Origin of the sequence: Solwaraspora sp. WMMA2101 (assembly GCF_049179175.1) — a bacterium.
Classification (GTDB): Bacteria; Actinomycetota; Actinomycetes; order Mycobacteriales; family Micromonosporaceae; genus Micromonospora_E.
In genome coordinates this window covers 1,203,535-1,230,112 of record NZ_JBMHMA010000006.1, presented here as the reverse complement: position 1 = coordinate 1,230,112, position 26,578 = coordinate 1,203,535, and the positions used below count along the sequence as shown (strand labels likewise).

Sequence of the window (26,578 nt, the reverse complement as noted above, 5' to 3'; positions counted from 1 at the left end):
CCCTGCGGAATTCCCACTGACGCCCCATGACGCGGTGGCGTCGGCCTGGGACGATGGTGAGGGTGCGTCGCACCACTGCCCGGGTCGGGCCCGCCTGAGGTCACCCGACCGTACGCGCCGATATTGAGGGGATACCGCGGAGATGGCGAACCCGTTCGTCAAGGGTTGGCGCTACTTGATGGCGCTGTTCGGCGCCAAGATAGACGAGCATGCCGATCCCAAGGTGCAGATCCAACAGGCGATCGAGGACGCCCAACGACAGCACCAGGCGCTGGTCCAGCAGGCCGCAGCCGTGATCGGCAACCAGCGGCAGCTGGAGATGAAGCTGTCCCGGCAGATGAGCGAGGTCGAGCGGCTGCAGGGGATGGCCCGCCAGGCGCTCGTGCTGGCCGACAAGTCCCGCGCCGAGGGCAACGAGGCCGAGGCCGCCAAGTACGAGCAGACCGCTCAGACGCTCGCCACCCAGCTGGTCTCCGGCGAGCAGTCGATGGAGGATCTCAAGGCCCTGCACGACCAGTCGCTGGCCGCGGCGGCCCAGGCACGCCAGGCGGTGGAGAACAACCAGATGATCCTGCAGCAGAAGCTCGCCGAGCGCACCAAGCTGCTCAGCCAGCTGGAGCAGGCCAAGATGCAGGAGACGGTGGCCGCCTCGCTGGAGTCGATGTCGGCGCTCGCGGCACCGAAGAACACCCCGTCGTTGGACGAGGTGCGCGACAAGATCGAGCAGCGGTACGCCACCGCGATGGGCCGGGCCGAGCTGGCCGGCAACTCGGTCGAGGGACGCATGCTGGAAGTGCAGAAATCCACCCTGGATCTGGCCGGCTCGTCGCGACTGGACCAGATCCGGGCGAGCATGGCCGGCGAGCAGCTCGCCGGGGCCCAGCCCTCCCCGGCGGTCGAGTCCGGCCAGGCACAGGCCGCAGCCGCGGACAGCGCCGGCGTCGCCCGCCTCGACCAGTTGCGTGCCTCGATGGCCAAGGACAAGGACAAGGGCGCCGGTGACGCCAGCGCCGCCAGCTGAGCGCCGGCGGCGCTGACCGGCCGGCCGGCGGGAGGAGCAACCGGTGGCAGATCCACGTACCCGCTACTTTCGCAACCTGCGCCGGTTCCGTCGGTCCGCGCGGCGGTGGAGCGTGCTCGCCGGTGGCTTCGGCGGCGCGACGGCGGTTCTCCTGCCACTCGGCGGCGTGAGCGCCGTCGACGCCATCTGGGCGGCCGCGGCCGGTGCGAGCACCGCGCTGGCCGCGTGGCGGTGGTCGGATCTGCGGGCGCTCACCGCGCAGCCACCGCCACCGGAGGCCGACCCGGCCATCGCCGGGCGGCAGGCCCGGCAACGGCTGGTCGCCGCCGTGGAGCGCAACCCGCTCGGGCGGGCCGCGGTCGGTGAGGTACGCCGCCAGCAGGCGTTGCTCGCCCTGCGTGGCACCGCCGCCGCTGAACCCTGGTCCCGGCTGGATCGCGCGGCGGGGACCCTCGGCGAGCTGACACCACGGCTGACCGGTCCGGCCGAGTCGGTTCAGCTGGAGGCGGCCGTGGCCGAGCGGTCCCTGCGCGACCTCGTCTACCGGGTGGCGAGCGTGGAGAAGGCGTTGCGGCTGGCCCCGACCGACGCCACGCTCGTCAACTCCCACCAGGTGCTCGTCGAGCAGATGCAGGCCGGGATCGTCGCCTACGAGGGCATGGTCGCGGCAGCGGCCGGCTACGTCGCCGAGGACGGCCGGGCGATCGGTGAGCACCCGTCGGTGCACCGGCTCACCGAGGCGAGTGATCTGCTCCGGGGGGTCGCCGCCGGTTTGGCGGAGCTGCGGCGCCACGCCGGTCCGGTTGACAGTTCGGGCACCAGTAGCTGACCCGACCGGCGAGCTCGGCCCGTCGTACCGCCGTACCGCAGCGGCGGCACGGCTGGTGCGCGCGCCCGTACACGTATGTGCCCGCCGCCGGTAGGCCGGTGATGCTGCGACGGGGCCGGCCCCGGTTCGCCCGCAGCAGCCGGTGTGCCAGGTCGACCAGCGCCGGCAGGTCCGGCACCGCACCCACCGGTGTCCACGGCGCGACGCCGCGCAGGAACAGCACCTCACAGGCGTACACGTTGCCGATGCCCGCCAGGTTGCGCTGGTCGAGCAGGGCCTCGGCGACGGTGATCTCGGGGTGGGCGGCCAGCCGCCGTACCGCCTCCGCCGGATCCCAGTCCGCGCCGAGCAGGTCCGGGCCGAGCGTGCCGGTCAGCCGCGCTTCCTGCCGCGTCGGTACGATCGTCAGCTCGTGCAGGTGGTATCCGACCGCGACCACCGTCGCGGTCCGCAGCACCACCCGGATCAGCTGGGCGGGGCCGCCGGTCCAGCGGGCGCCGCTGCGGTAGACCCGCCAGCTGCCGTCCATCCGCAGGTGGGAGTGGAGTGTGTAACGCCGGTCGTCCGGCGCGGCGAGGCGTAGCAGCAGGTGCTTGCCACGGCTGGCGCAGTCGTGCACCAGCCAGCCGGACAGGTCGGTCGTCGCCAGCTGCGGGACCCGCAGGTCGCTGCCGGTGAGCCGCTGCCCGGCCAGCGCCTGCCGCAACCGCTCGGCGGTGTTCCAGACCGTGTCGCCTTCGGGCACGATCCCATCCTGCCCGATCCGGGCGTGACACGACGCGGGGGTGGCGGATACCCTCCGCCACCCCCGCGTCGTGTCACGCGTCAGTATCGTCGTCGGAAGACCGCCCAGGTCGCACCGGTGCCGAGCACCAGCGCGGCACCCAGGATCACCCAGACGGCGGTCGAGTTGATGCCGGTGCCCAGCTCGGCGTTTGCCGCGACCGCCGCGAACAGGCTGTCGTCCGGCGGGGCGGGCATCGCCACCGGCGGCAACTCGCCGTAGCGGACCAGGCCGGTGCTCTCCAGCAGCGTCATGTGGGTCTGGACGAAGCCGTTGGCGTCCTGCGCGAGCTGCCGGACGACGTCGTTGCGGGTGCTGGCCCGGACCGCACCGATGACCGGGAAGATGTTGCCGTGCGCGGCGCGGAGCCGCTCGACGAAGATCCGGTCGAACCGGGCCCCGGTCGCCACCTTCATCTCGTCCACCCAGCCCTGCTGGGTCGGCGTGGGGTCGGTGGGCAGTTCAACACCGAGTTTGTTGGCGGCCTCGACGGCCAGCAGGTCCAGCTCGATGTGCTGCTTGGCGATCTCGGCGCCCACTTCACGGACGCGCTGCGTGCTGCCCTTCTCGGCTGCCAGCTGCCCGGCGGGGATCTCCCACAGCCCGGCCAGCCGGACTCCGTTGAGCAGCGCGATGTCGGCGGCGCCGAGCTGGGTCGCTCCGGACTGTTGGGCAACCGCGACGCCCGGCAGCGCGAGCAGTCCGGCGACCATGCCCACCAGGACTACTGTCAGTCGGCGTGGAGTGGATGCCGCAGATCGTGCCCGGGCCATAGTTTCTCAACCTCCGAGTGAAGCCATAGAGGAGTATGTGAACGATCAGAACCGTATGTCGAATGCCTCTGACCCGTCAATGCTCTCAGCATGAATATTGCTGGATCTGCGCCACATTTAATCGCTTCCTGTGGCTAATTTGACTCAACTCACAGGCATCGTCCGTTCGGATGATCCCGACGGTTCAAGCGCCAGGTCAGGGAGTTGCTCACAGACTGCAAATTCTGGCGTGAACCGCGTCGTGGCGCGCAGCGTGTGTTGCGCCGGGGTAACGATGTGCCGACGGTAGCAGAATGTCGGCACATTGTTGACCCTGTGAAACGGCGAAATTCGCTACGGGTACTCGTCGGGTCGGGGAGACCGGACGATGTCGGCGTAGCGCTGGTGGCTCGCGCCGTAGATCGCGAAGTTGAGCCGTGCCAGGGACAGGCTCAGATCGCCGTTCGGCCCGCCACGCACCACCTCGGCGTCCTGGTCGCCCTGGCCGTCGTCGGTCCAGAAGCAGACAGGGCAGGTGGTGCATCCGGTCCGGTAACCACAGCAGGGACATCTGTCGACGGAGTGCGGGCCCACCCGGTAAGCCTTCCACAGGAGCGTTTCAGACCTGCGATTGCGGTCGGTTGACTCCGTTGTGGTCGATCGGCATCCCTCGGACGCTGCCCAAACATGGGCGGGCCGAGAAACCCACCCTCAGCCGCGCAGGCGCAGGCCACGCGGGGTGACCCGGAATCCGGCGGCGGCCAGCGCGGGATGCAGCGGCGAATCCCGGACCGGTTCGCCGTCGGCACGCTCGACCGAGATGGCACCGAGCGCGCCGGAGGTCACCGTGGCGGCCAGCGCCCGAGCCGCCACGGCCAGCCGCTGCCCGTCGTCGGTGAAGCGCAACAGGCTACGGCCGCCGCGTTCGACGTAGAGCACCAGTTCGCCGCCGACGAGCACCACCACGGCGCCGGCCTTGCGCGCCGGCCGGTGCCCGTCCTGTTCGCCCGGCCGCTGCGGCCACGGCAGTGCGGCACCGTACGGGCTCGCGGGATCGGTCGCCGCCAGCACCATCGGGTCGCCGTCCGGGCGGTCCGCTGCCGGTCCGGACAACTCCCGCAGCCGCTCGACCGCGCCGGGCAGGGCGAACTGGGCGGCGCCGAGCCCGTCGACGAAGTAGCCCCGGCGGGCCGCCCCGCGTTCCTCCAGAGCGGACAGCACCGGATATACGGCGGCGAAGCCGCCCGGGGTGCCCTCGCCGGCCACCGCGCCACGGGTCAGCACGCCGTACCGCTCCAGGAGGACGTCGGCGAGCGCCGCCGCCCGCCGCGTCGGGTCCGGGTCCCGGTCCGGCAGACGCGACCAGCGGCCCGCGAGTGTCGGTGCCGCCGGGCGCACCGCGAACCCTCGACCCGGCCGGCGGGACCTGGTCCGGGGCGGCTGACCGGCGCGGGACCGGTGCGCTCCGCCGGGGCCCAGCACGGCGCGCAGCGCCGCCAAGGTGTCGTTGGTCAGCCAGCCCGCCCAGACCAGGTCCCACAGCGCCGATTCGATCGTGCCCGGGTCGTACCGGTGTCCGGCCACACCACCGCCCGGCGCATCGGTGGCCGTCGGTCCGTCGCCAGCTGCGTCGGTGGCCGTCGGTCCGTCGACAGGGGCGGCCGCGGCGACCCGGTCGGCGAGTTGCCGGAAGAACAGCGCCTGCCCGTCGGCGAGGGCGTCGAGCAGGGCCGTGTGGACCGGGGTCATGGTCAGTGCCGCCTCCGGGGGCGGCAACACCAGCGCGGCGGTCTCGGCGAAGACCAGCCTCACCCAACCGTCGTTGGCACCGATCGCGCCCGCACCGGCCCACTGGACCTCGCCGCTGGCGCAGAGCTCGTCCAGATACGACGATGTGTAGTCGGGCACCCGGGCCGGCAGCACCAGGCGTTCCAACGCTGAGGCCGGTACGGCCACCCCCTGCAACTGCTCGATCACCGCCGCCACGGCGTCGACCCCCCGCCCGGTGCCGGCGACCTGCTGCCACCGGGGCAGGAACCGGGCCAGCGTCGCCGCCGGAACCGGCTCGATCTCCCGACGCAGGGCCGCCAACGACCGGCGCCGTAGCATCCGCAGGACCTCGGCGTCGCACCACTGCGGCCCGGACAGGTCCATCGTGAACTCACCGGCGACGACCTGGCCGGCCGCGGCCAACCGGCGCAGCGTCTGCTCGACGACCCAGCGGCCCAGCCCGAACCGTTGGGCGCACTGTGTCGCGTCGAACGGGCCCCGGGTCCGCGCGTAACGCCGGACGAGGTCATCGAGCGGGTCGTCGACCGGGGCGAGGTGGGCCTCGGCGAGGCCGACCGGCAACGCGACGCCGAGGGCGTCGCGCAGCCGCGCCGCGTCCTCGACCAGGATCCAGCGCTGTTCGCCGGCGACCCGTACCTCGATCGCGCGTCGGCTCCGGACGAGCTCCGTCAGCCAGGCCGGATCCACCTGCCGCTCGCGCAGCTGCGCCTCGGACAGGTCGCCCAGTACGCGCAACATCTCCGCCAGGTCCTCGGCGTCGCGGACCCGGCGGTGTCCGTCGAGCCATCGCAGCTGACGGTGGGTCTCGGCGAGCACCGCCGGATCGAGCAGCTCCCGCAGCTCGACCCGGCCGAGCAGCTCGCCGAGCAGCGTCGCGTCGAGGCTCAACGCGGCGACCCGGCGCTCGGCCAACGGCAGATCGCCTTCGTAGAGGAACGCGCCGACGTATCCGAACAGCAACGACCGGGCGAACGGTGAGGGCCGGGCGGTCTCGACCTCGACGAGTCGCAGTCGACGGGTCGTCAGGTCGGCCATCAGCCCGGTCACGGCCGACATGTCGAACACGTCCTGTAGACATTCCCGGGCGGCTTCGAGGGTGACCGGGAAATCGGGAAACTCCCGGGCGACGTCGAGCAGTTGAGCGGCGCGTTGCCGCTGCTGCCACAGGGGCTGCCGGCGACGCGGATCCCGGCGGGGCAGCAGCAGTGACCGGGCGGCGCATTCCCGGAACCGTGCGGCGAACAGCGCGGACCCGCCGACGGACTCCTCGACGAGCGGGCCGATCTCGTCGGCGTCGAAGACGACAAGATCGGCACCGGGCGGTGTGTCGACCATGTCGGGCAACCGGACGACGATGCCGTCGTCGGCGGGCAGCACCTGGGCGTCGACGCCGTACCGTTCGCTGATCCGCCGACCGATGGCCATCGCCCAGGGGCCGTTGACCTGGGCGCCGAGGACGCTGTGCACCACCAGCCGCCAGTCGCCGAGCTCGTCACGGAACCGCTCGACGAGAATGGTCCGGTCGTCCGGCAACACCCGGGTGGCGTCACGTTGCTCGGCGAGGTATCGCAGCAGGTTGTCGGTGGCCCAGTCGTCCAGCCCGGTGGTGCCCAGCGCGGCGCGCGCGGTCGGGGCGTCCAGCCGACCCAGCTCGCGCAGCCGGGCACCGAGCGCGCGGCCCAGCTCCACCGGCCGCCCCGGCTGGTCGCCCTTCCAGAACGGCATCCGGGCGGGTTGGCCTGGTGCGGGGGTGACCAGCACCCGGTCCGCAGTGATCTCCTCGATCCGCCAGGAAGTGGCGCCGAGCAGGAACACGTCGCCGACCCGTGACTCGTAGACCATCTCCTCGTCGAGCTCACCGACCCTGGTGGTCTGGGCGGCACCGGCCAGGAAGACCCCGAACAGTCCCCGGTCGGGGATGGTGCCGCCGCTGGTCACCGCCAGCCGCTGGGCGCCCGGTCGACCGGTCAGCAGGTCACTGTGGCGGTCCCAGACGAGTCGGGGCCGCAGCTCGGCGAAGGCGGTCGACGGGTACCGGCCGGAGAGCATGTCGAGCACCGCGTGCAGCGCCGAGTCGGGTAGTTCGGCGTACGGGGCCGCCCGGCGGACCAGTGTGGCGAGCTCGTCGAGCCGCCACGGGTCGACCGCGACCATCGCGACGACGTGCTGGGCGAGCACGTCCAGTGGGTTACGGGGGAACCGCAACTGTTCGATCTCACCGTCGGCCATCCGCTGTGTGACGACCGTGCAGGCAAGCAGGTCACCCCGGTGTTTCGGCAGCACCACGCCCTCCGACAGTGCGCCGACCTGGTGCCCGGCCCGGCCGACCCGTTGCAGACCGGCGGCGACGCTCGGCGGTGCCTCGATCTGCACGACCAGGTCGACCGCGCCCATGTCGATGCCGAGCTCGAGACTGGAGGTGGCGATCACCGCCGGGAGCCGGCCGGACTTGAGCGCCTCCTCGATCTGCAGCCGCTCCGAGCGCGAGACGCTGCCGTGGTGGGCACGGGCGATCACCGGCGGCGCGCCACGGGCGGCGTCGGACTGGGCCATGATCTCCGCCGGCATCCGGGTGCTCCGCTGCGCCGCCGTGACCCCGGCGGTGGGTGCCGTCGGCTGGTCGGCGGGAGCCTGCACCGCTGCCCGGTCGGCGGCGAGCTCGTTGAGGCGGGCGCAGAGCCGCTCCGACGAGCGGCGCGAGTTGATGAACACGATGGTGGAGCGGTGGCGCAGGATCAGGTCGAGGACCCGTTCCTCGACGGCGGGCCAGATGGACCGGCTGGTACGGCCCGGCGCGTCGTCGTCACCGTCGGGCTGCTCGTCGAGGTGGGCCAGATCGGGCACCGGGACCTGGACGCTGACGTCGATGAGTTTCGTGGTGGGTGGGGCGACCACCCGGACCGGATGCCGGCCGCCGAGGAACTGGGCGGTCTCCTCGACCGGCCGTACGGTGGCCGACAGCCCGATCCGTTGGGCCGGCGCGGCGAGCAGCGCGTCCAGCCGTTCCAGTGACAGCGCCAGATGCGCGCCGCGTTTGGTGCCGACGACGGCGTGCACCTCGTCGACGATGACCGTCTGCACGCCGCGCAACGATTCCCGGGCGGCCGAGGTCAGCAGCAGGAACAGCGACTCCGGGGTGGTGATGAGGATGTCCGGTGGCGCTTTGCCGAAGGCACGACGCTGCTCCGCCGGGGTGTCGCCGGTGCGTACCCCGACGGTGACCGTCGGCGCGGGCAGACCGAGCCGGGCCGTGGCCTGCCCGATGCCGACCAACGGGGTACGTAGGTTGCGGTCGACGTCGACGGCGAGGGCCTTGAGCGGGCTGAGGTAGAGCACCCGGCAACGGTGCCGGGGATCGGCCGGCGGGGGCGTCCGTAGCAGTTGGTCCAACGACCAGAGGAAGGCGGCGAGGGTCTTGCCGGACCCGGTCGGTGCGACGACGAGAGCGTGCTGGCCGTCGCTGATCGCCTCCCATGCGCCCTGCTGGGCGGCTGTCGGTGCCGCGAAGGCGCTGCCGAACCACTCCCGGGTGGCGGCACCGAACCGCTGCAGGACCATAGCCTCATCCTGCCTGCTGGATCTGACAGTTCAGTACCCGAGACCACCATAGGGCGAAAAAACATGGTGAAGTCGGCACACCGGACTTGCCCGACTTAGTAGTTATGCAGTAACTTTCGGTCATCATCCGGTCTGCTGAGGAGTACCCCCATGCCCGTCGTCGAGCGCGGCCTGCACCACGACACCGAGGTGCTGCTCCGTCGGGTGGACGGGCTCGCCGCCCTGCTGCGGCTGCGGCATCCCGGCCCGGACGCCGCGATGGTGGAGCCCGTCGTCGAGGCGCTTCGTGCGTTGGTGGTGAACAGCGCCTCGGCGAGTGCGGCGGACCGGGCAAGGGTCCGGGCGACGGTGCACTACTACATGGTGCTGGCCGGTCGCGGCGGCCTGTTGCAGATCCCGGCCGTCGCCGCCGTGCGCCCCACTCCGTCGGTCGCGCCCGGACCAGCCATCATGGACTGAGTAGCGGTCCGTCCGGTGCCCGCCACGCGTCGGTAACCGCGATGTAACTGCCCAACCACGTAGGATGGCTTACCATCCAGGTCCCGACGGTCGGGGGCCGGTGACCGTGGGCCGGTAGGGTAGCGGGGACGACAACTGCGTGGAGGGGGGCGACGATGGTGCGAATCCGCCGCCTGTCATGCCCCCGCTGGGTCGCCATCGCGCTGCTCTTCCTGCTGACCGGTACCGCCGTGCATGGTGCCGGTTCGGTGGCCGTACCCGCCGTTGCCATCGCCGCCGGTCCGGCCTCCATCGGTGCCGCCCTGCTGCACCAGACGATCTCGCCCGGTGGGCGCAGCGGAGCCGACGACGCCGCCACTGAGCGCGACGACCGGCAACACGTCGACGACCGCCCCCGGTCCGCTGGCGGCGACCAGGCCGGGCTGGCCCCGGCACTCGCCGCGGACTGGCCGTCCGGGCCGGAGACCGGCGCGGGGTGCGTTCATCGCCGATCCAGCGACCACGTCGCCCGGGGCACCCACCGCTGCAACGGCAGCCGGGCACCACCCGGCCGACCCCAGCCTGACCTGGCCACTACCTCGAGCTGACCCGGCCGGCACCGCTCGGTGTCCGACTCACCGACACCGCACCCTCGCAGGGCAGGCCGGACAGCTTGCGCGTCGCATGGTGGCGACACGCCGTCCGGCGCCTCCCGCCGCGCCAACCATGCGAATCTGTCAACGGACCCGGGCCGACGGCCCGCGACGACACCTACCTGGAGCCCTGTGTGCTGGTCCTGCTGATCGTCCATCTCGTGACCGCGCTGATCGCGCCGCTTCTGGTCCGCTGGTGGGGTCCGCGTGCCTGCTACCTGGTGGCCGCCGCGCCGGGTGCGGCGTTCGTCTGGGCACTGGCCAACACCTCGGCGGTACGCGATGACGGCCCGATCGAGGAAACCTACCCCTGGGTCCCGCAGTTGGGGCTCGACCTTGCCCTGCGTACCGGCACCCTGTCCTGGCTGATGGTGCTGCTCGTCGGTGGGGTCGGCGCCCTGGTGCTCATCTACTGCGCCCGCTACTTCCCCGCCGACGAGCCCGGGCTCGGCCGCTTCACCGCGGTCTTCGTCGGCTTCGCCGGAGCCATGCTCGGCCTGGTCATCGCCGACGACCTGATTCTGCTCTACATCTTCTGGGAACTGACCACGGTCTTCTCCTACCTGCTCATCGGCCACCACCCGGAGAAACGGGCCAGCCGTCGGGCGGCCGCCCAGGCGCTGATCGTGACCACCCTCGGCGGACTCGCCATGCTGATCGGGTTCATCATGCTCGGGGAGCAGGCCGGGACGTACCGCTGGTCGCAGATCGTCGAGAGCACGCCGCCGTCCGGCGGCTACCTGGCGGCCGCGCTGGTGCTGATCCTGGTCGGCGCGCTGTCCAAGTCGGCCATCTTCCCGTTCAGTTTCTGGCTGCCGGCCGCCATGGCGGCCCCGACGCCGGTCAGCGCCTACCTGCACGCCGCTGCCATGGTCAAGGCCGGCGTCTACCTCGTGGCGCTGCTGTCCCCGGTGTATGCGGCGAACCCCTGGTGGTACTGGCTGATCGTCGTCACCGGCACCGCGACGATGCTGGTGGGTGGCTGGGCGGCGCTGCGCCAGACCGATCTGAAACTGCTCCTGGCCTACGGCACCGTGAGCCAGCTCGGCCTGCTGATGGTGGTCGCCGGTGCCGGCGACCGTGATCCGGCACTGGCCGGAATCACCATGCTGCTCGCCCACGCCCTGTTCAAGGCCACCCTGTTCCTGGTCGTCGGGATCGTCGACAAGTGTGCCGGCACCCGGGACCTGACCGAGCTGAGCGGGCTGGGTCGGCGGATGCCGCTCGTCGCCGTCGCCGCCGTGCTGGCCGCCGCCTCGATGGCCGGGGTGCCACCGCTGCTCGGCTTCGTCGGCAAGGAAGCAGTGCTGGCGGCGTTCGCCCCGGATCCGCTGGTCCTGGCGCTGATCGTGCTCGGCGCGGTGCTCACCACCGCGTACAGCGCGCGGTTCGTCTGGGGTGCGTTCGCCAGCAAACCCGGCCAGGAACCGACGGCGAGCACACCGGTCGGGGCGACCTTCGTCGTCCCGGTCGGCGTCCTCGCCCTGACCGGTCTCGCCCTCGGCCCGCTGGCCGCCACCGTCGACGAGATCCTCGCGCCGTACGCCGGCCTGTTCGGACCGGGCGACTACCACCTGGCGTTGTGGCACGGGTTCACCCCCGCTCTGGGGCTGTCCCTGGTCGCGCTCGCCGCCGGCGCGGTGCTGTTCGTGCTGCGCGACCGGGTCGCGACCATCCAGCGGCGGCTGCGCGCCCCCACCGACGGGTCCACCGTGTACGCCCAGTCCACCCACGGACTGGACCGGCTCTCGGTCGAGGTCACCGGTGCCACCCAGCGGGGTTCGCTGCCGCAGTACCTCAGCATCATCCTGCTGGTCCTGGTGGCCGTGCCCGGCGGAGCGCTGCTGGTCAACCGCCCGTGGCTGGAACAGTGGCGGTGGTACGACACGCCGGTGCAGGTCGCGGTCGCGGCCGTGATGGTCGTCGCCGCGATCGCGACGGTACGCGCGCAGCGTCGACTCAAGGCGGTGATCCTCGCCGGTGTCACCGGGTACGGCACCGCGCTGATGTTCGTCCTGCACGGCGCGCCGGACCTGGCGCTGACCCAGTTCCTGGTGGAGACCATCACCATCGTCGTGTTCGTGCTGGTGCTGCGCCGGCTGCCGATCTACTTCTCGGAACGACCGCTACGGTCGAGCCGCTACGCCCGGATCGCGCTCGGGGTGGCCGTCGGCGCGGTGATGGCCGGGATGGCGGCGGCGGCGGTCAGCGGCCGGGAGGCCGCACCGATCTCGGACGCCTTCCCGGAGCAGGCCGTCGAGTACGGCGGTGGGCGCAACGTGGTCAACGTGACGCTGGTGGACATCCGCGCCTGGGACACCATGGGCGAGATCTCCGTACTGGTCGTGGCCGCCACCGGCGTGGCAAGCCTGGTATTCCTACGGCCCCGTACCGGTCCGGGCCCCCGGCGGGCCAGTGTCGAGGCCCCGGCCGGCGGGCCGGGCCCCCGGCCGGCCGGCGGAGCCGAGCCATCGACGGGCGGACCACCGGCGCGGTCCCGGCGGGCACGCATCTGGTTGCGCGGCGGCGCCACCCAGGCGCCCCGTGGCCGGTCGATCATCTTCGAGGTGATCACCAGGCTGCTGTTCCACGCGGTCCTGGTCTACTCGATCTTCCTGCTCTTCTCCGGGCACAACGCACCCGGCGGCGGCTTCGCCGGCGGACTGGTGGCCGGCCTCGCCCTCGCCGTGCGGTATCTCGCCGGCGGACGGTACGAGCTCAACGAGGCCGCCCCGGTCGACGCCGGTCTGGTCCTCGGGGTCGGGTTGTTCCTCGCCGTCGGTGCCGGGCTCAGCCCGATCCTGGTCGGCGGCGACGTCCTGCAGAGCGCCATCGTCGATCTGCACGTGCCGGTCATCGGCAAGGTGCACCTGGTGACGTCGCTCTTCTTCGACGTCGGCGTCTACCTGATCGTGGTCGGCCTGGTCCTGGACATCCTGCGCAGCCTGGGTGCCGAGGTCGACCGCCAGATCGCCCGGTCGGCCGAACCGGACGTCGACGTCGACGACACGCCCACGAACGAGATCACCGACGGTGTCGGCGACCCCGAGCCGGTCGGATCGAGGAGCTGACATGACACCCAACCTCGTACTCGTCCTCGTCGTCGGGGTGCTCTTCGCCGCCGGGGTCACGTTGCTGCTGGAACGCAGCCTCACCCGGGTGGTGCTCGGGGTGATCCTGCTCGGCAACGGTGCCAACCTGCTGATCCTGCTGGGCGGCCGGGCCGGCGGCGCGCCGATCGCCGAGGTCACCCCGCAGGAGGAGATGAGCGATCCGCTGCCCCAGGCGCTCATCCTCACCGCCATCGTGATCACCCTCGGACTCACCGCCTTCCTGCTCGCCATGGCGTACCGCAGTTGGCTGCTCTTCGGCCACGACGAGGTACAGGACGACCTGGAGGACCGCCAGATCATGCAGCGGGCCGTCGCCGACCAGGGCCCGAACGCCGACGACGACGCCGAGGACGACGAGGACGACGACACCGACCCGATCGACGCGATCAGCGCGCCACGCCAGTCCCCGGCCCGCGCCGGCGATCTCGAAGGGAGCGGCAAGTGACGTTTCTGGTGCCCCTGCCGGTGATCCTGCCGCTGCTCGGTGCGGGGATTACCCTGGTGCTGGCCCGGCACCCGCGGGCGCAGCGGACCACCAGCGTCGCGGTCCTCACCGTCACCTTCGGGGTGGCCCTGGCCCTGCTGGTCACCGCGCACCTGCACGGTCCACAGGTGGTCCTGGTGGGCGGCTGGCCGGCGCCGTTGGGTATCGCGCTGGTCGCCGACCAGCTCGCCGCGCTGATGCTGGTCGTCTCCACCGCCGTCACGCTGTGCGTGCTGCTCTACTCCATCGGCGAGGGTCGGGCCGACGGCCGGGAGAGCACCCCGGTGGCCATCTACCACCCCACGTACCTGATCCTGACCGCCGGGGTGACCAACGCCTTCCTCTCCGGCGACCTGTTCAACCTGTACGTCGGCTTCGAGATCCTGCTCGGGGCCAGCTACGTACTGCTGACCCTCGGCGGCACGGAGGTACGGATCCGGGCCGGCACGACGTACGTGGTGGTCAGCATCCTGTCGTCGGTGATCTTCCTGACCGCGATCGGGCTGATCTACGCCGCCACCGGTACGGTGAACCTCGCCCAGCTGGCCGCGCGACTCGACGGCCTGCCCGACGATCTGCGGCTGGTGCTGCAGCTGATGCTGCTGCTGGCGTTCGGCATCAAGGCCGCGGTGTTCCCGCTGTCGGCCTGGCTGCCGGACAGCTACCCGACGGCGCCGGCGCCGGTCACCGCCGTCTTCGCCGGCCTGCTGACCAAGGTCGGCGTGTACGCGATCATCCGTACCGAGACCCTGTTGTTCCCCGGCGGACGCACCCGGGACATGCTGCTGGTGGTCGCCCTGTTGACGATGGTGGTCGGCATCCTGGGTGCGGTCGCCCAGTCCGACATCAAGCGACTGTTGTCGTTCACCCTGGTCAGCCACATCGGCTACATGCTGTTCGGGGTGGCACTCGGCACCGCCGCCGGGCTGGCCGCGGCGATCTTCTACGTGGTGCACCACATCACCATCCAGACCACCCTGTTCCTGGCGACCGGACTGGTGGAACGCCGGGGTGGCAGCACCAACCTGGAACGTCTCGGCGGGCTCGCCCGCGCGGCACCGCTGCTCGCCGTACTGTTCTTCCTGCCGGCATTGAACCTGGCCGGGATTCCGCCGTTCTCCGGGTTCCTCGGCAAACTGGGTCTGCTGCAGGCCGGCGTCGCTGACGGCGGCCCGTTGGCCTGGGCGCTGGTCGCCGGCGGCACGGTGACCAGCCTGCTCACCCTGTACGCGGTGACCCGGGTGTGGAATCTGGCGTTCTGGCGCAAGCCGGCGCCGGACGCCGTGTCCGGTGACGCCCAGTCCGAGGCCGAACCGCTCCTGGGCAGGGCCTGGCGGCAGGACGCGTCGACGGGCTCCCGGCCGGTCGTCGCGGGCGGCCCGACCGCCGCGCCGACGGGTACGTCGACCGTCGCGTCATCGGGTACCGCGACCGCCGCGCCGGTCGCGGTCCGGGTGCCGTCGACCGATTCGGACTCCACGCCGCTGGCGGCGGGCGGTCCCGGGGCGGTGGAGCCGATGCCTCCGCTGCTGGTCGGCGCGACGACCGCCCTGGTCGTCCTCGGGCTGGCGCTGACGGTGCTGGCCGGGCCGCTGTTCCAGATCAGCACCGAAGCGGCGGCCAACCTGGTCGACCGCACCCCGTACGTCGAAGCTGTATTCCCGCAGGGAGCCCCATGAGTCCCGTCACCAAGGCCGCCCGGTGGCGCAGCCAACTGATCGCCGTCGCCGCACTGGTGGCGCTCTGGAACCTGTTCTACGGTGACCTGTCGGTCGGCAACCTGATCGGTGGCACCCTGGTCGCGCTGGTGGTGATCACGGTGTTCCCGTTGCCGCCGGTGGCCTTCGAAGGGCGGGTCCGGCCGCTGGCCGTACTGCGCTTCCTCGGTCGGTTCCTGATCGACCTGTTGGTGGCCAGCGCCCAGGTGGCCTGGACCGCCGTCCGGTTCGGGCACGTGCCGCGCAGCGCGGTGATCGCGGTCCGGTTGCGGGTCCGCACGGATCTGAACCTGACGCTGACGGCGGAGGCGCTGTCGCTGGTGCCCGGCAGCCTGGTCGCCGAGGCCGACCCGGCCAGCGGCACGCTCTACGTCCACGTACTCGACGTGCGTGACGTGCGCGACGTCGAACGGGCCCGGGAGAAGGTGCTCGCGTTGGAAGCCCGGATCGTGCGCGCGGTCGGCTCGGCCGACGAGGTCCGCCAACTCGACCTGCCGGCACCGGCGAGAGGAGAGGTCGCATGAGCGCGGTCGCCGTCGTGGTCGCCGTCGCGTTGGGTACGGCGGCCCTGCTGGCCGTCGGCCGGATCATCCGTGGCCCGTCCCTGCTGGACCGGGTCGTGGCCGCCGAGGTACTGATCGCGATCATCGTCGGTGGCATCGCCGCCGAGGCCGCCATCAACCAGCACGCCACCACCCTGCCGGTGCTGGTGGTGTTGTCGCTGCTCGGCTTCGTCGGCACGGTGAGCATCGTCCGGTTCGTGGCGGCCCGCTCGGCGGCGGTCGCGGCGGCCGAGCGTCGGGAGGAACAGTGACCGCTGTCGTGACCGTACTGTCCGGGGTGTTCCTGATCGGGGGCGCGCTGCTCAGCGTGGCGGCTGCCATCGGTCTGCTGCGGTTTCCCGACGTCGCGTCGCGGATGCACGCCGCGACCAAGCCTCAGGTGCTGGGTCTGCTGCTGATGCTCTCCGGCCTAGCGCTGCGGTTGTCCAGCGGTACGGAGCTGGCCACCCTGGTGTTGGTGGCGGTCTTCCAGATGATGACCGCGCCGGTGGCTGCCCACATCATCTGCCGGGCCGCCTACCGGGCCGACCTGATGCGCCGGGATCTGCTGATCGTCGACGAGGCGGCCGGGATCCGCGACGAGACGCCGGGCCGTCAGCCCAGCTGAACCAGGTCGATTCAGCTATATAATCCCGCCATGACCGACGCTCCTGCCCAGGAGGGCAGCAGTAGCGAGCCGGGTGAGACCCGGCTGCCGTTGTCCCCGTCGCCGGTCGGCGGAGCGCTGAGTCGCCTGTGCTGATCGCTTTCGGTCTGTTGCTGATCGTCGTGTTGACCGTGGCGACGGGCTACTTCGTCGCTCAGGAGTTCGGGTACGTCGCCGTCGACCGGGGCCGGCTGCGGACCCTGGCCGACCAGGGTGACCAGGCGGCGGCCCGGGCGCTGCGGGTGACCAGCCGGCTGTCGTTCATGCTCTCCGGTGCCCAGCTGGGCATCACGGTGACCGCCCTGCTGGTCGGCTACGTGGCCGAGCCGTACCTCGGTGCCGGCCTGTCCGAGCTGCTCGGTGGGGTCGGCGTACCGGCGGCTGCCAGCCTGACCCTGTCCATCGCCCTCGCACTGGTCATCTCCACGGTGGTGCAGATGGTCCTCGGTGAGCTGGCGCCGAAGAATCTCGCTCTGGCCCGCGCCGAATCGCTGGCCCGGGCACTGAGCCGGTCGACGTTGATCTACCTCGCGGTCGCCGGGCCGCTGATCCGGATGTTCGACATCGCCGCCAACCGGCTGCTGCGCCGGGTCGGCATCGACCCGATCGAGGAACTGCCAAGCGGTGCCACCGCCGAGGACCTCGGCCAGATCATCGCCGAGTCACGCCAGGAGGGGCACCTCGACTCGGCGATGTCGACACTGCTCGACCGGGGGCTGCACTTCCGGCAGCTCACCGCCGGGGAGGCGATGGTGCCCCGGGTCGACGTGCACACCGTACGGGTCGACGCCCCGGTCACCGACCTGGTCGAGCTGCTGGCCACCGGCCATTCCCGGTTCCCCGTGCACGGCTCCGACGGCGTCGACGACGTCGTCGGGATCGCCAGCATCGCCGACGTGCTCACCGTCGCGCCGCCCGAGCGCGCGAGCACCACGGTCGCCGCCGTGATGGTCCCGCCGCTGCTGGTGCCGGAGACCCTGCCGCTGCCCGCCGTGCTGGACCGGCTGCGCAAGGGCCACCGGCAGTTGGCCTGCGTGGTCGACGAGTACGGCGGGTTCGCCGGGGTGATCAGCCTGGAGGACATCGCCGAGGAGCTGGTCGGCCCGATCCGCGACGAGGACGACCCGGAGGAGCCCACGCCGACCCGGCAGGCCGACGGGTCCTGGCTGGTGCCGGCCCGGTGGCGCATCGACGAGGTCGCCGACACCACCGGCATCGGTCTGCCGACCGCCCCGGAGTACGACACCCTCTCGGGTCTGGTGATGCGGGAGCTGGGCCGGGTGCCCGAGGTCGGTGACCGGATCTCGATCGACCTCGACGAGGCGACCGCCGGCAACGGTCACCGGGCCGGCCAGCGCGCGGTGCTGCACGTGCTGACCGTGGACCGGCACGTCCCGGACTCGGTCCGGGTGGAGGTGATCGGATGAGCACCGGCTGGGCGTTGCTGACCTCCGTACTGCTGCTGGCGCTGAACGGGTTCTTCGTGGCCGCCGAGTTCGCGTTGGTGGCCAGCAAGCGGTACCGGCTGGAGCAGGCGGCGGCGACCGGGTCGCGGGCGGCGCGGGCCGCCGTCGACGGCTCCCGGGAGCTGTCGTTGATGCTCGCCGGGGCCCAGCTCGGCATCACGGTCTGCACCCTCGGGCTGGGGGCGCTGGCCGAGCCGGCGGTCGAGCGGCTGGTCGCGCCCTGGCTGGAGGCGGCCGGCCTGCCGTACGCCGCCAGTCACCTGATCGCGTTCCTGTTCGCCCTGGCGCTGGTGGTCTTCCTGCACCTGGTGGTGGGGGAGATGGCCCCGAAGTCGTGGGCGATCACCCATCCCGAGCGGTCGGCGTTGCTGCTGGCCCTGCCGTTCCGGGCCTTCGCCCGGGTCTCCCGGCCGATCCTGTTCGGATTGAACGCGATCGCCAACGCCGTACTGCGGGTGTTCCGGGTCGAGCCGCAGGACCAGCTGGCCCAGGTGCACGGCCCGGAGGAGCTGCGGATCCTGCTGGAGCAGTCCCGCGAACACGGGCTGCTCCCGCCCGACCAGCATGAACTGCTGGCGAAGATGCTCCAGCTGGAGCGGATCACGGTGCGCGACGTGATGCAGCCGGTGGAGCAGGTCGTCGCCGTGGCCCGCACGGACTCCGCAGATCAGGTCGAGTCGGCGTCGCGGGGCAGCGGGCGGTCCCGGCTGGTCGTCGCCGGCGACGCCGGTGACCTGATCGGCATCGTGCACGTACGGGACGCGGTGCTGGCCAACGCCGGGGGTGGGGCCGCGACGGCGGAGACCCTGATGAGCCGGCCGTTCACCTTGCCGGCGACCGCCACGGTGACCGAGGCCGTCGCCGCGATGCGCGCCGACCAGGTCCAGCTGGCGTTGGTCACCAACGGTGCGGGCGCCGACCGGCCGGTCGGGTTCGTGGCGTTGGAGGACCTGTTGGAGGAGGTCATCGGCGAGTTCGACGACGAGACGGACACCGCCGCCCGGGGGCGTCGGCTGCGCTGAACCCGCCGGCACCGTGGGTCGTCAGGCCGCGCCGGCGCTGGCGGTGGCGAGTTTGACGCCGAAACCGAGGAAGAGCGCGCCGATGCCGCTGGTGACGGCGGCGGCGAGCCGGCGTCGCTGGCGGAACTGCATCGCCAGGTACGTGCCGGTGAAGATCAGCACGGTCAGGTAGACCACGCTGAACAGTTGTGCGATCAGGCCGAGCAGCAGGAACGACAGCGCCGGGTACGGGTAGGCCGGGTCGACGAACTGGATGAAGAACGACACGAAGAACAGGATCGCCTTCGGGTTGAGCAGGCTGATCACGGTCGCCCGGCGGAACGGGTGCCGGACCGCGGCCGGCTCGGCGGCGTCCACCAGTCGGGGCGCCTGCGGGTCGTCGCGTCGACGCCACCGTCGCCAGGCCCCCCCGCAGCATCGTGAATCCGACGTACGTGAGGTATCCCGCCCCCGCGTACTTGATCACCGTGAAGAGGGTCGGGTGGGTCTTGAGCAGCGAGGCGACCCCGGCGGCGGAGAGCACCATCAGCACCGTGTCACCGAGGAACACACCCCCGGCGGCCCGGTAGCCGTAGCGTACGCCCCGACGTGCGGCGGTGGAGAGAACGAACAGCGAGTTCGGTCCCGGCAGCAGGATGATCGCCACGGTACCGAGGACGTAGGTCCAGATGTCGGTGATGCCCAGCACGCCGGCCATCCTCGCCTACCGCCGGGCTCCGGGGCGAGCGGTTTTGTCGCTGGTCACGGTGTGTCCTGCGGCACGGTGGGCGGTTCAGCGGCCGGTTCAGCGGCCGGGACGGCGGCCGGCTCGGGCGCGACGCCGGGCAGGTACGCCGGGGTCGGGCCGGTGACCCCGGGCGCCGGCTGCGCCGGGTCGGCGACGGTACGCAGCGGCACCACCCCGGCCCAGTAGGGCAGTGCCAGGTCGGCCGGGTCGTCGATCGGCGCGCCGCTGCGCGACTTCACCGACACCTCGTCGAGGCCGACGGCGAGGACCGCCGTCTCGGCGAGTTCCTTGCGGCTCGGCGGTCGGGCGTCGGCGCTGCGACCGGGACCGACCTTGTCGACCAGGGCGTCGAGCGCCCGGCGCTTGTCGTCGGGGTCGGTGACCAGTCGGGCGGTGCCGTGCACCACCACGGACCGGTAGTTGGCGCTGTGGTGGAACTGGGACCGGGCGTAGACCAGCCCGTCGAGCAGGGTGACCGCCACGCAGACCGCGAGCCCGTCGGGCCCTCGGGCGGCGAGCAGCGGGGTGCTGCCGGTGGATCCGTGCAGGTAGAGCGTTTCGTCGACGCGGACGTGCAGGGTGGGCAGGGCGCGTGGCGCGCCGTCGACGACGAAGGTCAGGCAGCAGTGGTACGCCTCGTCCAGGATCCGGTGGGCGGCGTGGCGTTCATAGCTGATCCGGTCGCGGTCGCGGGCTGCCGTGGTGCGGGCGGTACGGGGGTACATCGGCTGCTCCGATTTCGTACTAGTACAATCTTCAGACTGTGGCAGTACGTTATCAGCCGAGCGGATCCACCGCCATCGAGATCGCCGCCAGCGTCGAAGCGGGCGTACGTACCGGCGAACTGGCCGCCGGCGACCCGCTGCCGGCGGTCCGGAGCCTGGCCGCCGCGCTCGGGGTCAGCCCCGCCACGGTCGCCCGGGCGTACCAGACACTGCGGCACCGCGGCATCGTCGACGCCGCCGGTCGCCGGGGCACCCGGATCCGGCCCCGGCCGCCGGTCGCCGGACCCCGGTCCGCCCCACGACCCGGCCCACCACCCGGCGGGCTCGACCTGTCCACCGGCGAACCCGACCGCCGACTGCTGCCCGGCCTCGCCGGACCGCTGGCCGAGGTGGCCCGGAAACTGGCCGGCGACGGTGCCACCGCCGGCTACGCCGACGCCGGCGTACTCCCCGAAGTCACGGCGCTGGCCACCGAGCGCCTCGCCGAGGTCGGCCTGCCGCCCGGAGCCCTCACCCTCACCAGCGGTGCCCTCGACGGCCTGGAACGCCTCCTGACCAGCCACCTGCGGCCGGGCGACCGGGTGGCGGTGGAGGACCCCGGCTGGGCGGACCTGCTCGACCTGGTCGCCGCCCTCGGCCTCACCGCGGTGCCGATGCCGGTCGACGACTCCGGCCCCACCGACGCCGGCCTGCGTCAGGCACTGACCGCCGGCGCGGCCGCCGTCGTGGTCACCACCCGCGCCCAGAACCCGACCGGCGCGGTCCTCGGCCCGCACCGGGCGGCGGCTCTGCGCGCCACCCTGCGGTCCGGCCCGGACGTCCTGCTCATCGAGGACGACCACGCCGCCGAGCTCTCCGACGCCGCGCCGCAGGTGCTGGCCGGGGCCAGCCGGCGGTGGGCCTTCCTCCGCTCGGCCAGCAAACCGTACGGGCCAGACCTGCGGGTGGCGGTGCTCGCTGGCGACGAGGCCACCGTCGGCCGGGTCGTCGGCCGGGCCCGCATCGGCGCCGGCTGGGTCTCCACCGTGCTGCAGCGGCTGCTCGCCGAGCTGTGGCGCGACCGCGAGGTCGCCGCGACGGTGGCGGCGGCCGGTACGGCGTACCGGCACCGCCGGCAGGCGCTGCGCGCCGCGCTGACCCGGCTCGGCGTCGCCAGCCACGGCGACAGCGGGTTGAACGTGTGGATCCCCGTCCCCGACGAGCTGCACGCCGTCACCACCCTGCACGCCGCCGGCTACTGCGTCTCCCCGGGTTCGCGGCACCGGCTGCGCAGCGCGCCCGGCATCCGGGTCACGGTCAGCAGCCTCGACGACCCGGCCGTCCCCGCACTGGCGGCCGCGATCGCACAGGCGGCCACGGTCGGGCAGGTCCGTACACCGGCGCACAGGCCGGGTGTCGGGCGGTGAGGTCGGAGCGGTATGAAGGTCCGGTGACCACACAGCAGACCACGACGGGCGCGGACCGCTACGTTCCCACGGACGCCGCCGACCTCGCCGCCCTGCGCAGCGCCGCCGCCGGTTGCCGGGGCTGCGAACTGCACCGGGACGCCAGCCAAGTGGTCTTCGGCCGGGGCGCGCCCGACGCCCGGGTGGTGATGGTCGGCGAACAGCCCGGCGACGTCGAGGACCAGCAGGGTCTGCCGTTCGTCGGCCCGGCCGGCCGGTTGCTGCGCCGCGCGGTCGACGACGCGGCGATCCCGGTCGACCAGATCTACCTGACCAACGCGGTCAAACACTTCCGGTTCGAGCTGCGCGGTCGACGGCGGATCCATCAGACGCCGGACCGGGTGCACATCGCCGCCTGCCGACCCTGGCTGGTCGCGGAGTTCGCGAAGCTGCGTCCGCGCGTGATCGTGGTGCTCGGCGCGACCGCCGGGCAGGCCCTGCTCGGTCCGTCCTTCCGGGTCACCCGTTCGCGTGGGGTGCCGATGCCCTGGCCGGACTCGGCCCAGCGGGTCGGGGACTTCCCGGACGCGCCGGCCGAGCTGGTGGCCACCATCCACCCCTCGGCCGTGCTGCGGGCCGACGACCGCGACGTCGCCTACCGGGGGCTGGTCGCCGACCTCACCGTCGCCGGGCGGCTGCTGACCCGGGGACATCCGTGATGATCTCCTCGACCGCGTCGCCCATGGTGACCGGCCCACCGCCGGTCGACACCGCCCGGGTGCAGCGGCGCACCCTGCGACTGCTGGCCGGCACCCAGGTGATCGGCGGAATCGGGATCACCATCGGCATCGCGGTGGGCGGTCTGCTCGCGGCCCGCCTCGGCGGCGTGACCGTCTCCGGGTTGGCGCAGAGCGCCGCCGTGGTCGGTGGGGCGCTGCTCGCCGTACCCGTGGTGGGCATCATGAACCGGTACGGGCGTCGCCCCGGCCTGGCGCTGGCCTACCTGGTCGGCGCCGTCGGTGGCGTAGTGGTCGTGGTCGCCGCCGCGCTCGGCTGGGTGCCGTTGCTCTTCGCCGGGATGCTGCTGTTCGGCGGGGCGAGCACGGCCGGACTCCAGGCCCGGTACGCCGCCGTCGACCTCGCCGAGCCGCACCGCAGGGGCCGGCAGCTCTCCCTGGTGGTGTGGGCGACGACGATCGGCGCGGTCACCGCACCGAACCTCGCGGGGCTTGCCGACCAGGCGGGCATCGAGGTCGGGTTGACCCCGCTGTCCGGCCCGTTCGCCTTCAGCACGCTGGCGTTCCTGCTCGCCGCCGGCCTCGTCTGGCTGCTGCTGCGTCCGGATCCGCTGCTGCTCGCCCGGCGACTGGCCGCCGGGCCACCGGCTGCCGTACCCGGCCCTGACGACGGGGCACCTGCCGCGCCCACCACCACGCCCGGTCCCGCCGCACCCACCACCACGCCCGGTCCCGCCACGCCCGGTCCCGCCGTGCCGCCGGGGCGGGGGCTGCGGGCGGCGTTCGCGGTGATCGCCGCCCGGCCCACCGCCCGGCTCGGCATCGCCGCCGTGGCGGTCGGGCACCTGGTCATGGTCGGCGTGATGGCGATGACACCGGTGCACCTCGGCTACGCACACGTCGGCGACGACCTGCTGCAGGTCGTTGGCCTGGTGCTGAGCCTGCACATCGCCGGGATGTACGCGTTCGCGCCGGTGGTGGGCTGGCTGACCGACCGGGCCGGTCGCCGGCCGGTCATCCTGGGTGGGGTCGGGCTGCTGCTGGCCGCGTGCGCGGTCGCCGGGACCGCCGGTCACGACACCCTGCGGCTGGTGATCGGGCTGGTGCTGCTCGGCCTGGGCTGGTCGGGCACGATGGTGGCCGGTTCGACGTTGCTGTCGGAGTCGGTACCGGCCGACGTACGGCCGTCGGTGCAGGGCCTGTCCGATCTGGCGATGGGGCTGGCCGGCGCGGCGGCCGGCGCGGTCAGCGGCGTCATCGTGGGACTGGGCAGTTTCGGTGTACTGACGATTCTGGCCGCGGTGGCCACCGTGCCGCTGCTGGCTCTGGCGCTGCGCCCGGCCCCGGCGGCACGGCCCGCCGGGCGGCCGGGCTGACCGGGCGCAGCGGTACGACGTGCGGGTCGCGGTACGACGATGGGGGAGGGGCGCGGGATGCGGCTGACGGACTTCTGGGGACGGCTGGACGAGGTCTTCGGGCCGGCGTACGCCCGCAGCATCGCTGCGGACCAGGTGCTGGCCCAGTTGGGTGGGCGTACCATCGCGCAGGCGCTCGCGGCCGGTGAGGAGACCGCGGTGGTCTGGCGGGCGGTCTGCGCCGCCTATCCGGACCGGGTGCCTGCCCGGTTACGGTGAGCGGGCCGACACGGCGATCCGGTCCGGACGAGACGAGCGGGCCACTGTTTCGGTCACCCGTCGTCGTTCATTCATGCGCTCTCGGTAATAGATGACTTCAAGTGTTTGGTTGACTGCATTTCGGTGTGAAATTCATCGGCGTGTCCGCTGGTCCAGTCGTACACCTGTTCGGCTATTGTCCACAGCGAGGTGCTCGTCCACAGGCTGCGGCCAGTCGGCTGTTTTCTGTCGGACCCAGCGCCTAGCGTGACCCGTGTGACGAGAAGCTCGGCCAGGACGCCTGGGAAGTCGGCGAACGTAGGGGTGGCAGCAATGGCGGCATTGCCAGACAAGGAAAAGGCGCTCGATCTGGCGCTGGCCCAGATCGACAAGCAGTTCGGCAAGGGTTCGGTGATGCGGCTGGGCGAGCGGCCGGTGATCCAGACCGCGGTGATCCCGACCGGGTCCATCGCCCTCGACGTGGCCCTCGGCGTCGGCGGCCTGCCCCGTGGCCGGGTGGTGGAGATCTACGGGCCGGAGAGCAGCGGTAAGACCACGGTCGCCCTGCACGCGGTGGCCAACGCCCAGCGGGCCGGTGGCATCGCGGCGTTCATCGACGCCGAGCACGCCCTCGACCCGGAGTACGCCAAGGCACTCGGCGTGGACACCGACGCGATGCTGGTCTCCCAGCCGGACACCGGTGAGCAGGCGCTGGAGATCGCCGACATGCTGATCCGCTCCGGCGCGTTGGACATCGTCGTCATCGACTCGGTCGCGGCGCTGGTGCCGCGCGCCGAGATCGAGGGGGAGATGGGCGACAGCCACGTCGGTCTGCAGGCCCGGCTGATGAGCCAGGCGCTGCGCAAGATCACCGGTGTGTTGAACAGCACCGGGACCACCGCGATCTTCATCAACCAGCTCCGGGAGAAGATCGGTGTGATGTTCGGCTCCCCGGAGACCACCACCGGTGGCCGGGCGCTGAAGTTCTACGCCTCGGTGCGGCTGGACGTGCGCCGGATCGAGAGCCTCAAGGACGGCACCGACATCGTCGGCAACCGGACCCGGGTCAAGGTCGTGAAGAACAAGGTCTCCGCACCGTTCAAGCAGGCCGAGTTCGACATCATGTACGGCAAGGGCATCTCCCGGGAGGGCTCGCTGATCGACGTCGGGGTGGAGCAGTCGATCATCCGTAAGTCCGGCGCCTGGTACACCTACGACGGCGACCAGCTCGGCCAGGGCAAGGAGAAGGCCCGCGAGTTCCTCCGGGAGAACCCGGACGTGGCCGCCGAGATCGAGAAGAAGATCCTGGAGAAGCTGGGCGTCGGGGTGCTCGGTGCCGACGAAGCCGGCGGGCCTGAGTTGCCGCCGGTCGACTTCTGACCCACATGGCGGGGCGGCGCCGAGGCGCACGGACGGGGCGGGGCTGGGACGCGGCTCCACCCCGTCCCCGTCGTGCCGCCGGCCGGCCGCCGGCCGCCGGTTCCGACGACGATCCGATCAGCCCGGGCAGCGGCCCGGATCGTCCGGGTGCCGGCCGGGGCGACTCAGGCACCGTCCGGGCCGGGGCCAGCGCCGGTGCCGGCGGCGAGCCACCGGACGAGGCACAGCGGGCCCGGGACATCTGCCTGCGCCAGCTCGCCGTACGCCCGCGTACCCGGGCCGAGCTCGCGGCGGCACTGCGACGTCGGGGCATCTCCGACGAGACGGCCGGAGCTGTCCTGGACCGCTACGACGAGGTCGGGATGATCGACGACGCCGCGTTCGCCCGTGCCTGGGTGAGCAGCCGGCACCACGGCCGCGGCCTGGCCCGGCGCAATCTCGCTGTCGAGCTGCGCCAGCGCGGCGTGGATCCGCAGGTGGCCCGGGACGCGCTCGACGGGCTCGACGAGCAGACCGAGCGGGCGACCGCCGAGGAACTGGTCGCCCGCAAGCTGCGGGCCGCTCGGGGCGCGCCCGACGTGTTGTTCCGGCGGCTCGTCGCGATGCTCGCCCGTAAGGGCTACCCGGCGGGCGTGGCGGTGCCGGTGGTGCGCGACGCGCTCGCCGCAAAGTCGGCCGAAGCGGCGGAGTTCACCGACACGGTGGCGGAGGATGCGCTGATCGGTGACCTTCCAGACCCGGATGCTGGGCAGTCCTGGTCCACGTGACGGGACATCGTCCCCCGCAGGATGTGCCAAATTTCCGACTCATCCCGCCGCATCCTGAGTGCGATCAGCTGCGAGTGAGCGCGCCGCTGCCCTACGTTCTGCTGTCACCCGGATCATGAGTTCTTGACCGAACGGCCCCTCGCGACCTAGCCTCGCGTTACAGACGAACAACCGATCCGTCGCAGGCTAACCGCACAACATAGATCGCATAACGGTACGGCATCACTTCGCAACAGCTCAGTAGCCAGATACGTCGTTACCGGACAGGCCGGTCCGGTGACCATGGCTCGTCACAGCGGCTCTCGCCTGCCGTGACGAGGCACCGCGAGGTGCCGTCTGGTCGATGGTCAGCCGCCACGGTCGGGTGTTCCCATAGCCGTGGCCGGGCCGGAGCGACAGACCTCCG

General features: G+C 72.2%; 23 protein-coding genes and 1 pseudogene. 18 read left to right on the top strand and 6 right to left on the bottom strand.

Translation table 11 applies throughout. The features are described from left to right. The first annotated feature begins 142 nt into the window (after positions 1-142). Together ACN28F_RS06130 and pspM are read left to right on the top strand one after the other, a co-directional pair. Positions 143-1,021 (top strand): PspA/IM30 family protein, encoded by an 879-nt coding sequence (locus tag ACN28F_RS06130; protein ID WP_289207104.1) that lies wholly within the window; start codon positions 143-145, stop codon positions 1,019-1,021. Between the two features lie 43 nt (positions 1,022-1,064). After that, positions 1,065-1,850, top strand: coding sequence for a phage shock envelope stress response protein PspM (pspM, locus tag ACN28F_RS06125; RefSeq protein WP_289207103.1), 786 nt, complete (start codon positions 1,065-1,067; stop codon positions 1,848-1,850). Here pspM and ACN28F_RS06120 read toward each other — a convergent pair. The 4 genes from ACN28F_RS06120 to ACN28F_RS06105 all read right to left on the bottom strand — a co-directional run bounded on the left by ACN28F_RS06120 (position 1,753) and on the right by ACN28F_RS06105 (position 8,735). Continuing rightward, the gene (locus ACN28F_RS06120; protein ID WP_289207102.1) at positions 1,753-2,595 is read right to left on the bottom strand and encodes a DNA-formamidopyrimidine glycosylase family protein; all 843 of its coding nucleotides are present in this window, start codon (positions 2,593-2,595) and stop codon (positions 1,753-1,755) included. The two genes, pspM and ACN28F_RS06120, sit on opposite strands and share 98 nt — an antisense overlap. A gap of 80 nt (positions 2,596-2,675) precedes the next feature. Then, positions 2,676-3,347, bottom strand: a complete 672-nt coding sequence (locus ACN28F_RS06115) for a DUF4142 domain-containing protein (protein ID WP_289211041.1) — start codon at positions 3,345-3,347, stop codon at positions 2,676-2,678. A gap of 393 nt (positions 3,348-3,740) precedes the next feature. Beyond that, positions 3,741-3,980 carry a CPCC family cysteine-rich protein gene (locus ACN28F_RS06110; protein ID WP_289207101.1) on the bottom strand — a complete coding sequence of 80 codons (240 nt, stop codon included), beginning with the start codon at positions 3,978-3,980 and terminating at the stop codon, positions 3,741-3,743. 117 nt (positions 3,981-4,097) lie between these two features. Then, positions 4,098-8,735 (bottom strand): ATP-dependent helicase, encoded by a 4,638-nt coding sequence (locus ACN28F_RS06105; RefSeq protein ID WP_421357197.1) that lies wholly within the window; start codon positions 8,733-8,735, stop codon positions 4,098-4,100. 150 nt (positions 8,736-8,885) lie between these two features. On the opposite strand from ACN28F_RS06105, the gene ACN28F_RS06100 reads away from it, so the two are divergent. The 10 genes from ACN28F_RS06100 to ACN28F_RS06055 all read left to right on the top strand — a co-directional run bounded on the left by ACN28F_RS06100 (position 8,886) and on the right by ACN28F_RS06055 (position 18,838). After that, positions 8,886-9,194 (top strand): hypothetical protein, encoded by a 309-nt coding sequence (locus ACN28F_RS06100; protein WP_421357196.1) that lies wholly within the window; start codon positions 8,886-8,888, stop codon positions 9,192-9,194. A 155-nt stretch (positions 9,195-9,349) separates the two neighbouring features. Further along, entirely contained in the window at positions 9,350-9,781 is a 432-nt protein-coding gene (locus ACN28F_RS06095; protein WP_421357195.1) for a hypothetical protein, read from the top strand. Between the two features lie 179 nt (positions 9,782-9,960). Next, the gene (locus tag ACN28F_RS06090) at positions 9,961-12,897 is read left to right on the top strand and encodes a Na+/H+ antiporter subunit A (protein ID WP_421357194.1); all 2,937 of its coding nucleotides are present in this window, start codon (positions 9,961-9,963) and stop codon (positions 12,895-12,897) included. Position 12,898: 1 nt separating this feature from the next. Then, entirely contained in the window at positions 12,899-13,384 is a 486-nt protein-coding gene (locus tag ACN28F_RS06085) for a Na(+)/H(+) antiporter subunit C (protein WP_289207096.1), read from the top strand. Next, positions 13,381-15,102 (top strand): Na+/H+ antiporter subunit D, encoded by a 1,722-nt coding sequence (locus ACN28F_RS06080; protein ID WP_421357193.1) that lies wholly within the window; start codon positions 13,381-13,383, stop codon positions 15,100-15,102. The genes ACN28F_RS06085 and ACN28F_RS06080 overlap by 4 nt, the downstream gene beginning before the upstream one ends. Further along, a complete protein-coding gene (locus tag ACN28F_RS06075) occupies positions 15,099-15,665 on the top strand; it encodes a Na+/H+ antiporter subunit E (protein WP_289207094.1) in 567 nt (188 codons plus the stop codon). Before ACN28F_RS06080 ends, ACN28F_RS06075 begins: the two co-directional genes overlap by 4 nt. Further along, on the top strand, positions 15,662-15,955 hold the full coding sequence (locus ACN28F_RS06070) for a monovalent cation/H+ antiporter complex subunit F (protein WP_289207093.1): 294 nt from the start codon (positions 15,662-15,664) through the stop codon (positions 15,953-15,955). Before ACN28F_RS06075 ends, ACN28F_RS06070 begins: the two co-directional genes overlap by 4 nt. After that, on the top strand, positions 15,952-16,311 hold the full coding sequence (gene mnhG / locus ACN28F_RS06065) for a monovalent cation/H(+) antiporter subunit G (RefSeq protein WP_289207092.1): 360 nt from the start codon (positions 15,952-15,954) through the stop codon (positions 16,309-16,311). Before ACN28F_RS06070 ends, mnhG begins: the two co-directional genes overlap by 4 nt. A gap of 128 nt (positions 16,312-16,439) precedes the next feature. Then, positions 16,440-17,777: a hemolysin family protein gene (locus ACN28F_RS06060; RefSeq protein WP_289207091.1), complete on the top strand. Its 1,338-nt coding sequence runs from the start codon at positions 16,440-16,442 to the stop codon at positions 17,775-17,777. Then, positions 17,774-18,838, top strand: coding sequence for a hemolysin family protein (locus ACN28F_RS06055; RefSeq protein WP_289207090.1), 1,065 nt, complete (start codon positions 17,774-17,776; stop codon positions 18,836-18,838). The genes ACN28F_RS06060 and ACN28F_RS06055 overlap by 4 nt, the downstream gene beginning before the upstream one ends. A 21-nt stretch (positions 18,839-18,859) precedes the next feature. On the opposite strand, the pseudogene leuE reads toward ACN28F_RS06055, so the two are convergent. Next, positions 18,860-19,535: pseudogene (gene leuE, locus ACN28F_RS06050) on the bottom strand (leucine efflux protein LeuE). A gap of 44 nt (positions 19,536-19,579) precedes the next feature. Next, positions 19,580-20,290 carry a pyridoxamine 5'-phosphate oxidase family protein gene (locus ACN28F_RS06045; protein ID WP_421357192.1) on the bottom strand — a complete coding sequence of 237 codons (711 nt, stop codon included), beginning with the start codon at positions 20,288-20,290 and terminating at the stop codon, positions 19,580-19,582. A gap of 38 nt (positions 20,291-20,328) precedes the next feature. Between ACN28F_RS06045 and ACN28F_RS06040 the strand changes: the two genes are divergently transcribed. The 6 genes from ACN28F_RS06040 (at position 20,329) to ACN28F_RS06015 (ending at position 26,172) form a co-directional block, all read left to right on the top strand. Next, complete coding sequence (locus ACN28F_RS06040) at positions 20,329-21,696, top strand: aminotransferase class I/II-fold pyridoxal phosphate-dependent enzyme (RefSeq protein WP_421357191.1); 1,368 nt, start codon at positions 20,329-20,331, stop codon at positions 21,694-21,696. A gap of 23 nt (positions 21,697-21,719) precedes the next feature. Further along, entirely contained in the window at positions 21,720-22,394 is a 675-nt protein-coding gene (locus tag ACN28F_RS06035) for a UdgX family uracil-DNA binding protein (protein ID WP_421357190.1), read from the top strand. Continuing rightward, positions 22,394-23,788 (top strand): MFS transporter, encoded by a 1,395-nt coding sequence (locus ACN28F_RS06030; RefSeq protein ID WP_421357189.1) that lies wholly within the window; start codon positions 22,394-22,396, stop codon positions 23,786-23,788. The genes ACN28F_RS06035 and ACN28F_RS06030 overlap by 1 nt, the downstream gene beginning before the upstream one ends. Positions 23,789-23,845: 57 nt before the next feature. After that, on the top strand, positions 23,846-24,046 hold the full coding sequence (locus ACN28F_RS06025) for a DUF3046 domain-containing protein (RefSeq protein WP_289207085.1): 201 nt from the start codon (positions 23,846-23,848) through the stop codon (positions 24,044-24,046). 312 nt (positions 24,047-24,358) lie between these two features. Then, the gene (gene recA, locus ACN28F_RS06020) at positions 24,359-25,405 is read left to right on the top strand and encodes a recombinase RecA (RefSeq protein ID WP_282226335.1); all 1,047 of its coding nucleotides are present in this window, start codon (positions 24,359-24,361) and stop codon (positions 25,403-25,405) included. A gap of 5 nt (positions 25,406-25,410) precedes the next feature. Further along, positions 25,411-26,172 carry a regulatory protein RecX gene (locus ACN28F_RS06015; RefSeq protein ID WP_421357188.1) on the top strand — a complete coding sequence of 254 codons (762 nt, stop codon included), beginning with the start codon at positions 25,411-25,413 and terminating at the stop codon, positions 26,170-26,172. Positions 26,173-26,578 lie beyond the last annotated feature (406 nt).

Coding starts and splice junctions, on each gene's coding strand:
- ACN28F_RS06105 (WP_421357197.1), bottom strand. CDS start 8,735: ATGGTCCTGCAGCGGTTCGGTGCCGCCACCCGGGAGTGGTTCGGCAGC.
- ACN28F_RS06030 (WP_421357189.1), top strand. CDS start 22,394: ATGATCTCCTCGACCGCGTCGCCCATGGTGACCGGCCCACCGCCGGTC.
- ACN28F_RS06015 (WP_421357188.1), top strand. CDS start 25,411: ATGGCGGGGCGGCGCCGAGGCGCACGGACGGGGCGGGGCTGGGACGCG.
- ACN28F_RS06095 (WP_421357195.1), top strand. CDS start 9,350: ATGGTGCGAATCCGCCGCCTGTCATGCCCCCGCTGGGTCGCCATCGCG.
- ACN28F_RS06045 (WP_421357192.1), bottom strand. CDS start 20,290: ATGTACCCCCGTACCGCCCGCACCACGGCAGCCCGCGACCGCGACCGG.
- recA (WP_282226335.1), top strand. CDS start 24,359: ATGGCGGCATTGCCAGACAAGGAAAAGGCGCTCGATCTGGCGCTGGCC.
- ACN28F_RS06055 (WP_289207090.1), top strand. CDS start 17,774: ATGAGCACCGGCTGGGCGTTGCTGACCTCCGTACTGCTGCTGGCGCTG.
- ACN28F_RS06070 (WP_289207093.1), top strand. CDS start 15,662: ATGAGCGCGGTCGCCGTCGTGGTCGCCGTCGCGTTGGGTACGGCGGCC.
- ACN28F_RS06130 (WP_289207104.1), top strand. CDS start 143: ATGGCGAACCCGTTCGTCAAGGGTTGGCGCTACTTGATGGCGCTGTTC.
- ACN28F_RS06075 (WP_289207094.1), top strand. CDS start 15,099: ATGAGTCCCGTCACCAAGGCCGCCCGGTGGCGCAGCCAACTGATCGCC.
- ACN28F_RS06025 (WP_289207085.1), top strand. CDS start 23,846: ATGCGGCTGACGGACTTCTGGGGACGGCTGGACGAGGTCTTCGGGCCG.
- ACN28F_RS06115 (WP_289211041.1), bottom strand. CDS start 3,347: ATGGTCGCCGGACTGCTCGCGCTGCCGGGCGTCGCGGTTGCCCAACAG.
- ACN28F_RS06100 (WP_421357196.1), top strand. CDS start 8,886: ATGCCCGTCGTCGAGCGCGGCCTGCACCACGACACCGAGGTGCTGCTC.
- ACN28F_RS06085 (WP_289207096.1), top strand. CDS start 12,899: ATGACACCCAACCTCGTACTCGTCCTCGTCGTCGGGGTGCTCTTCGCC.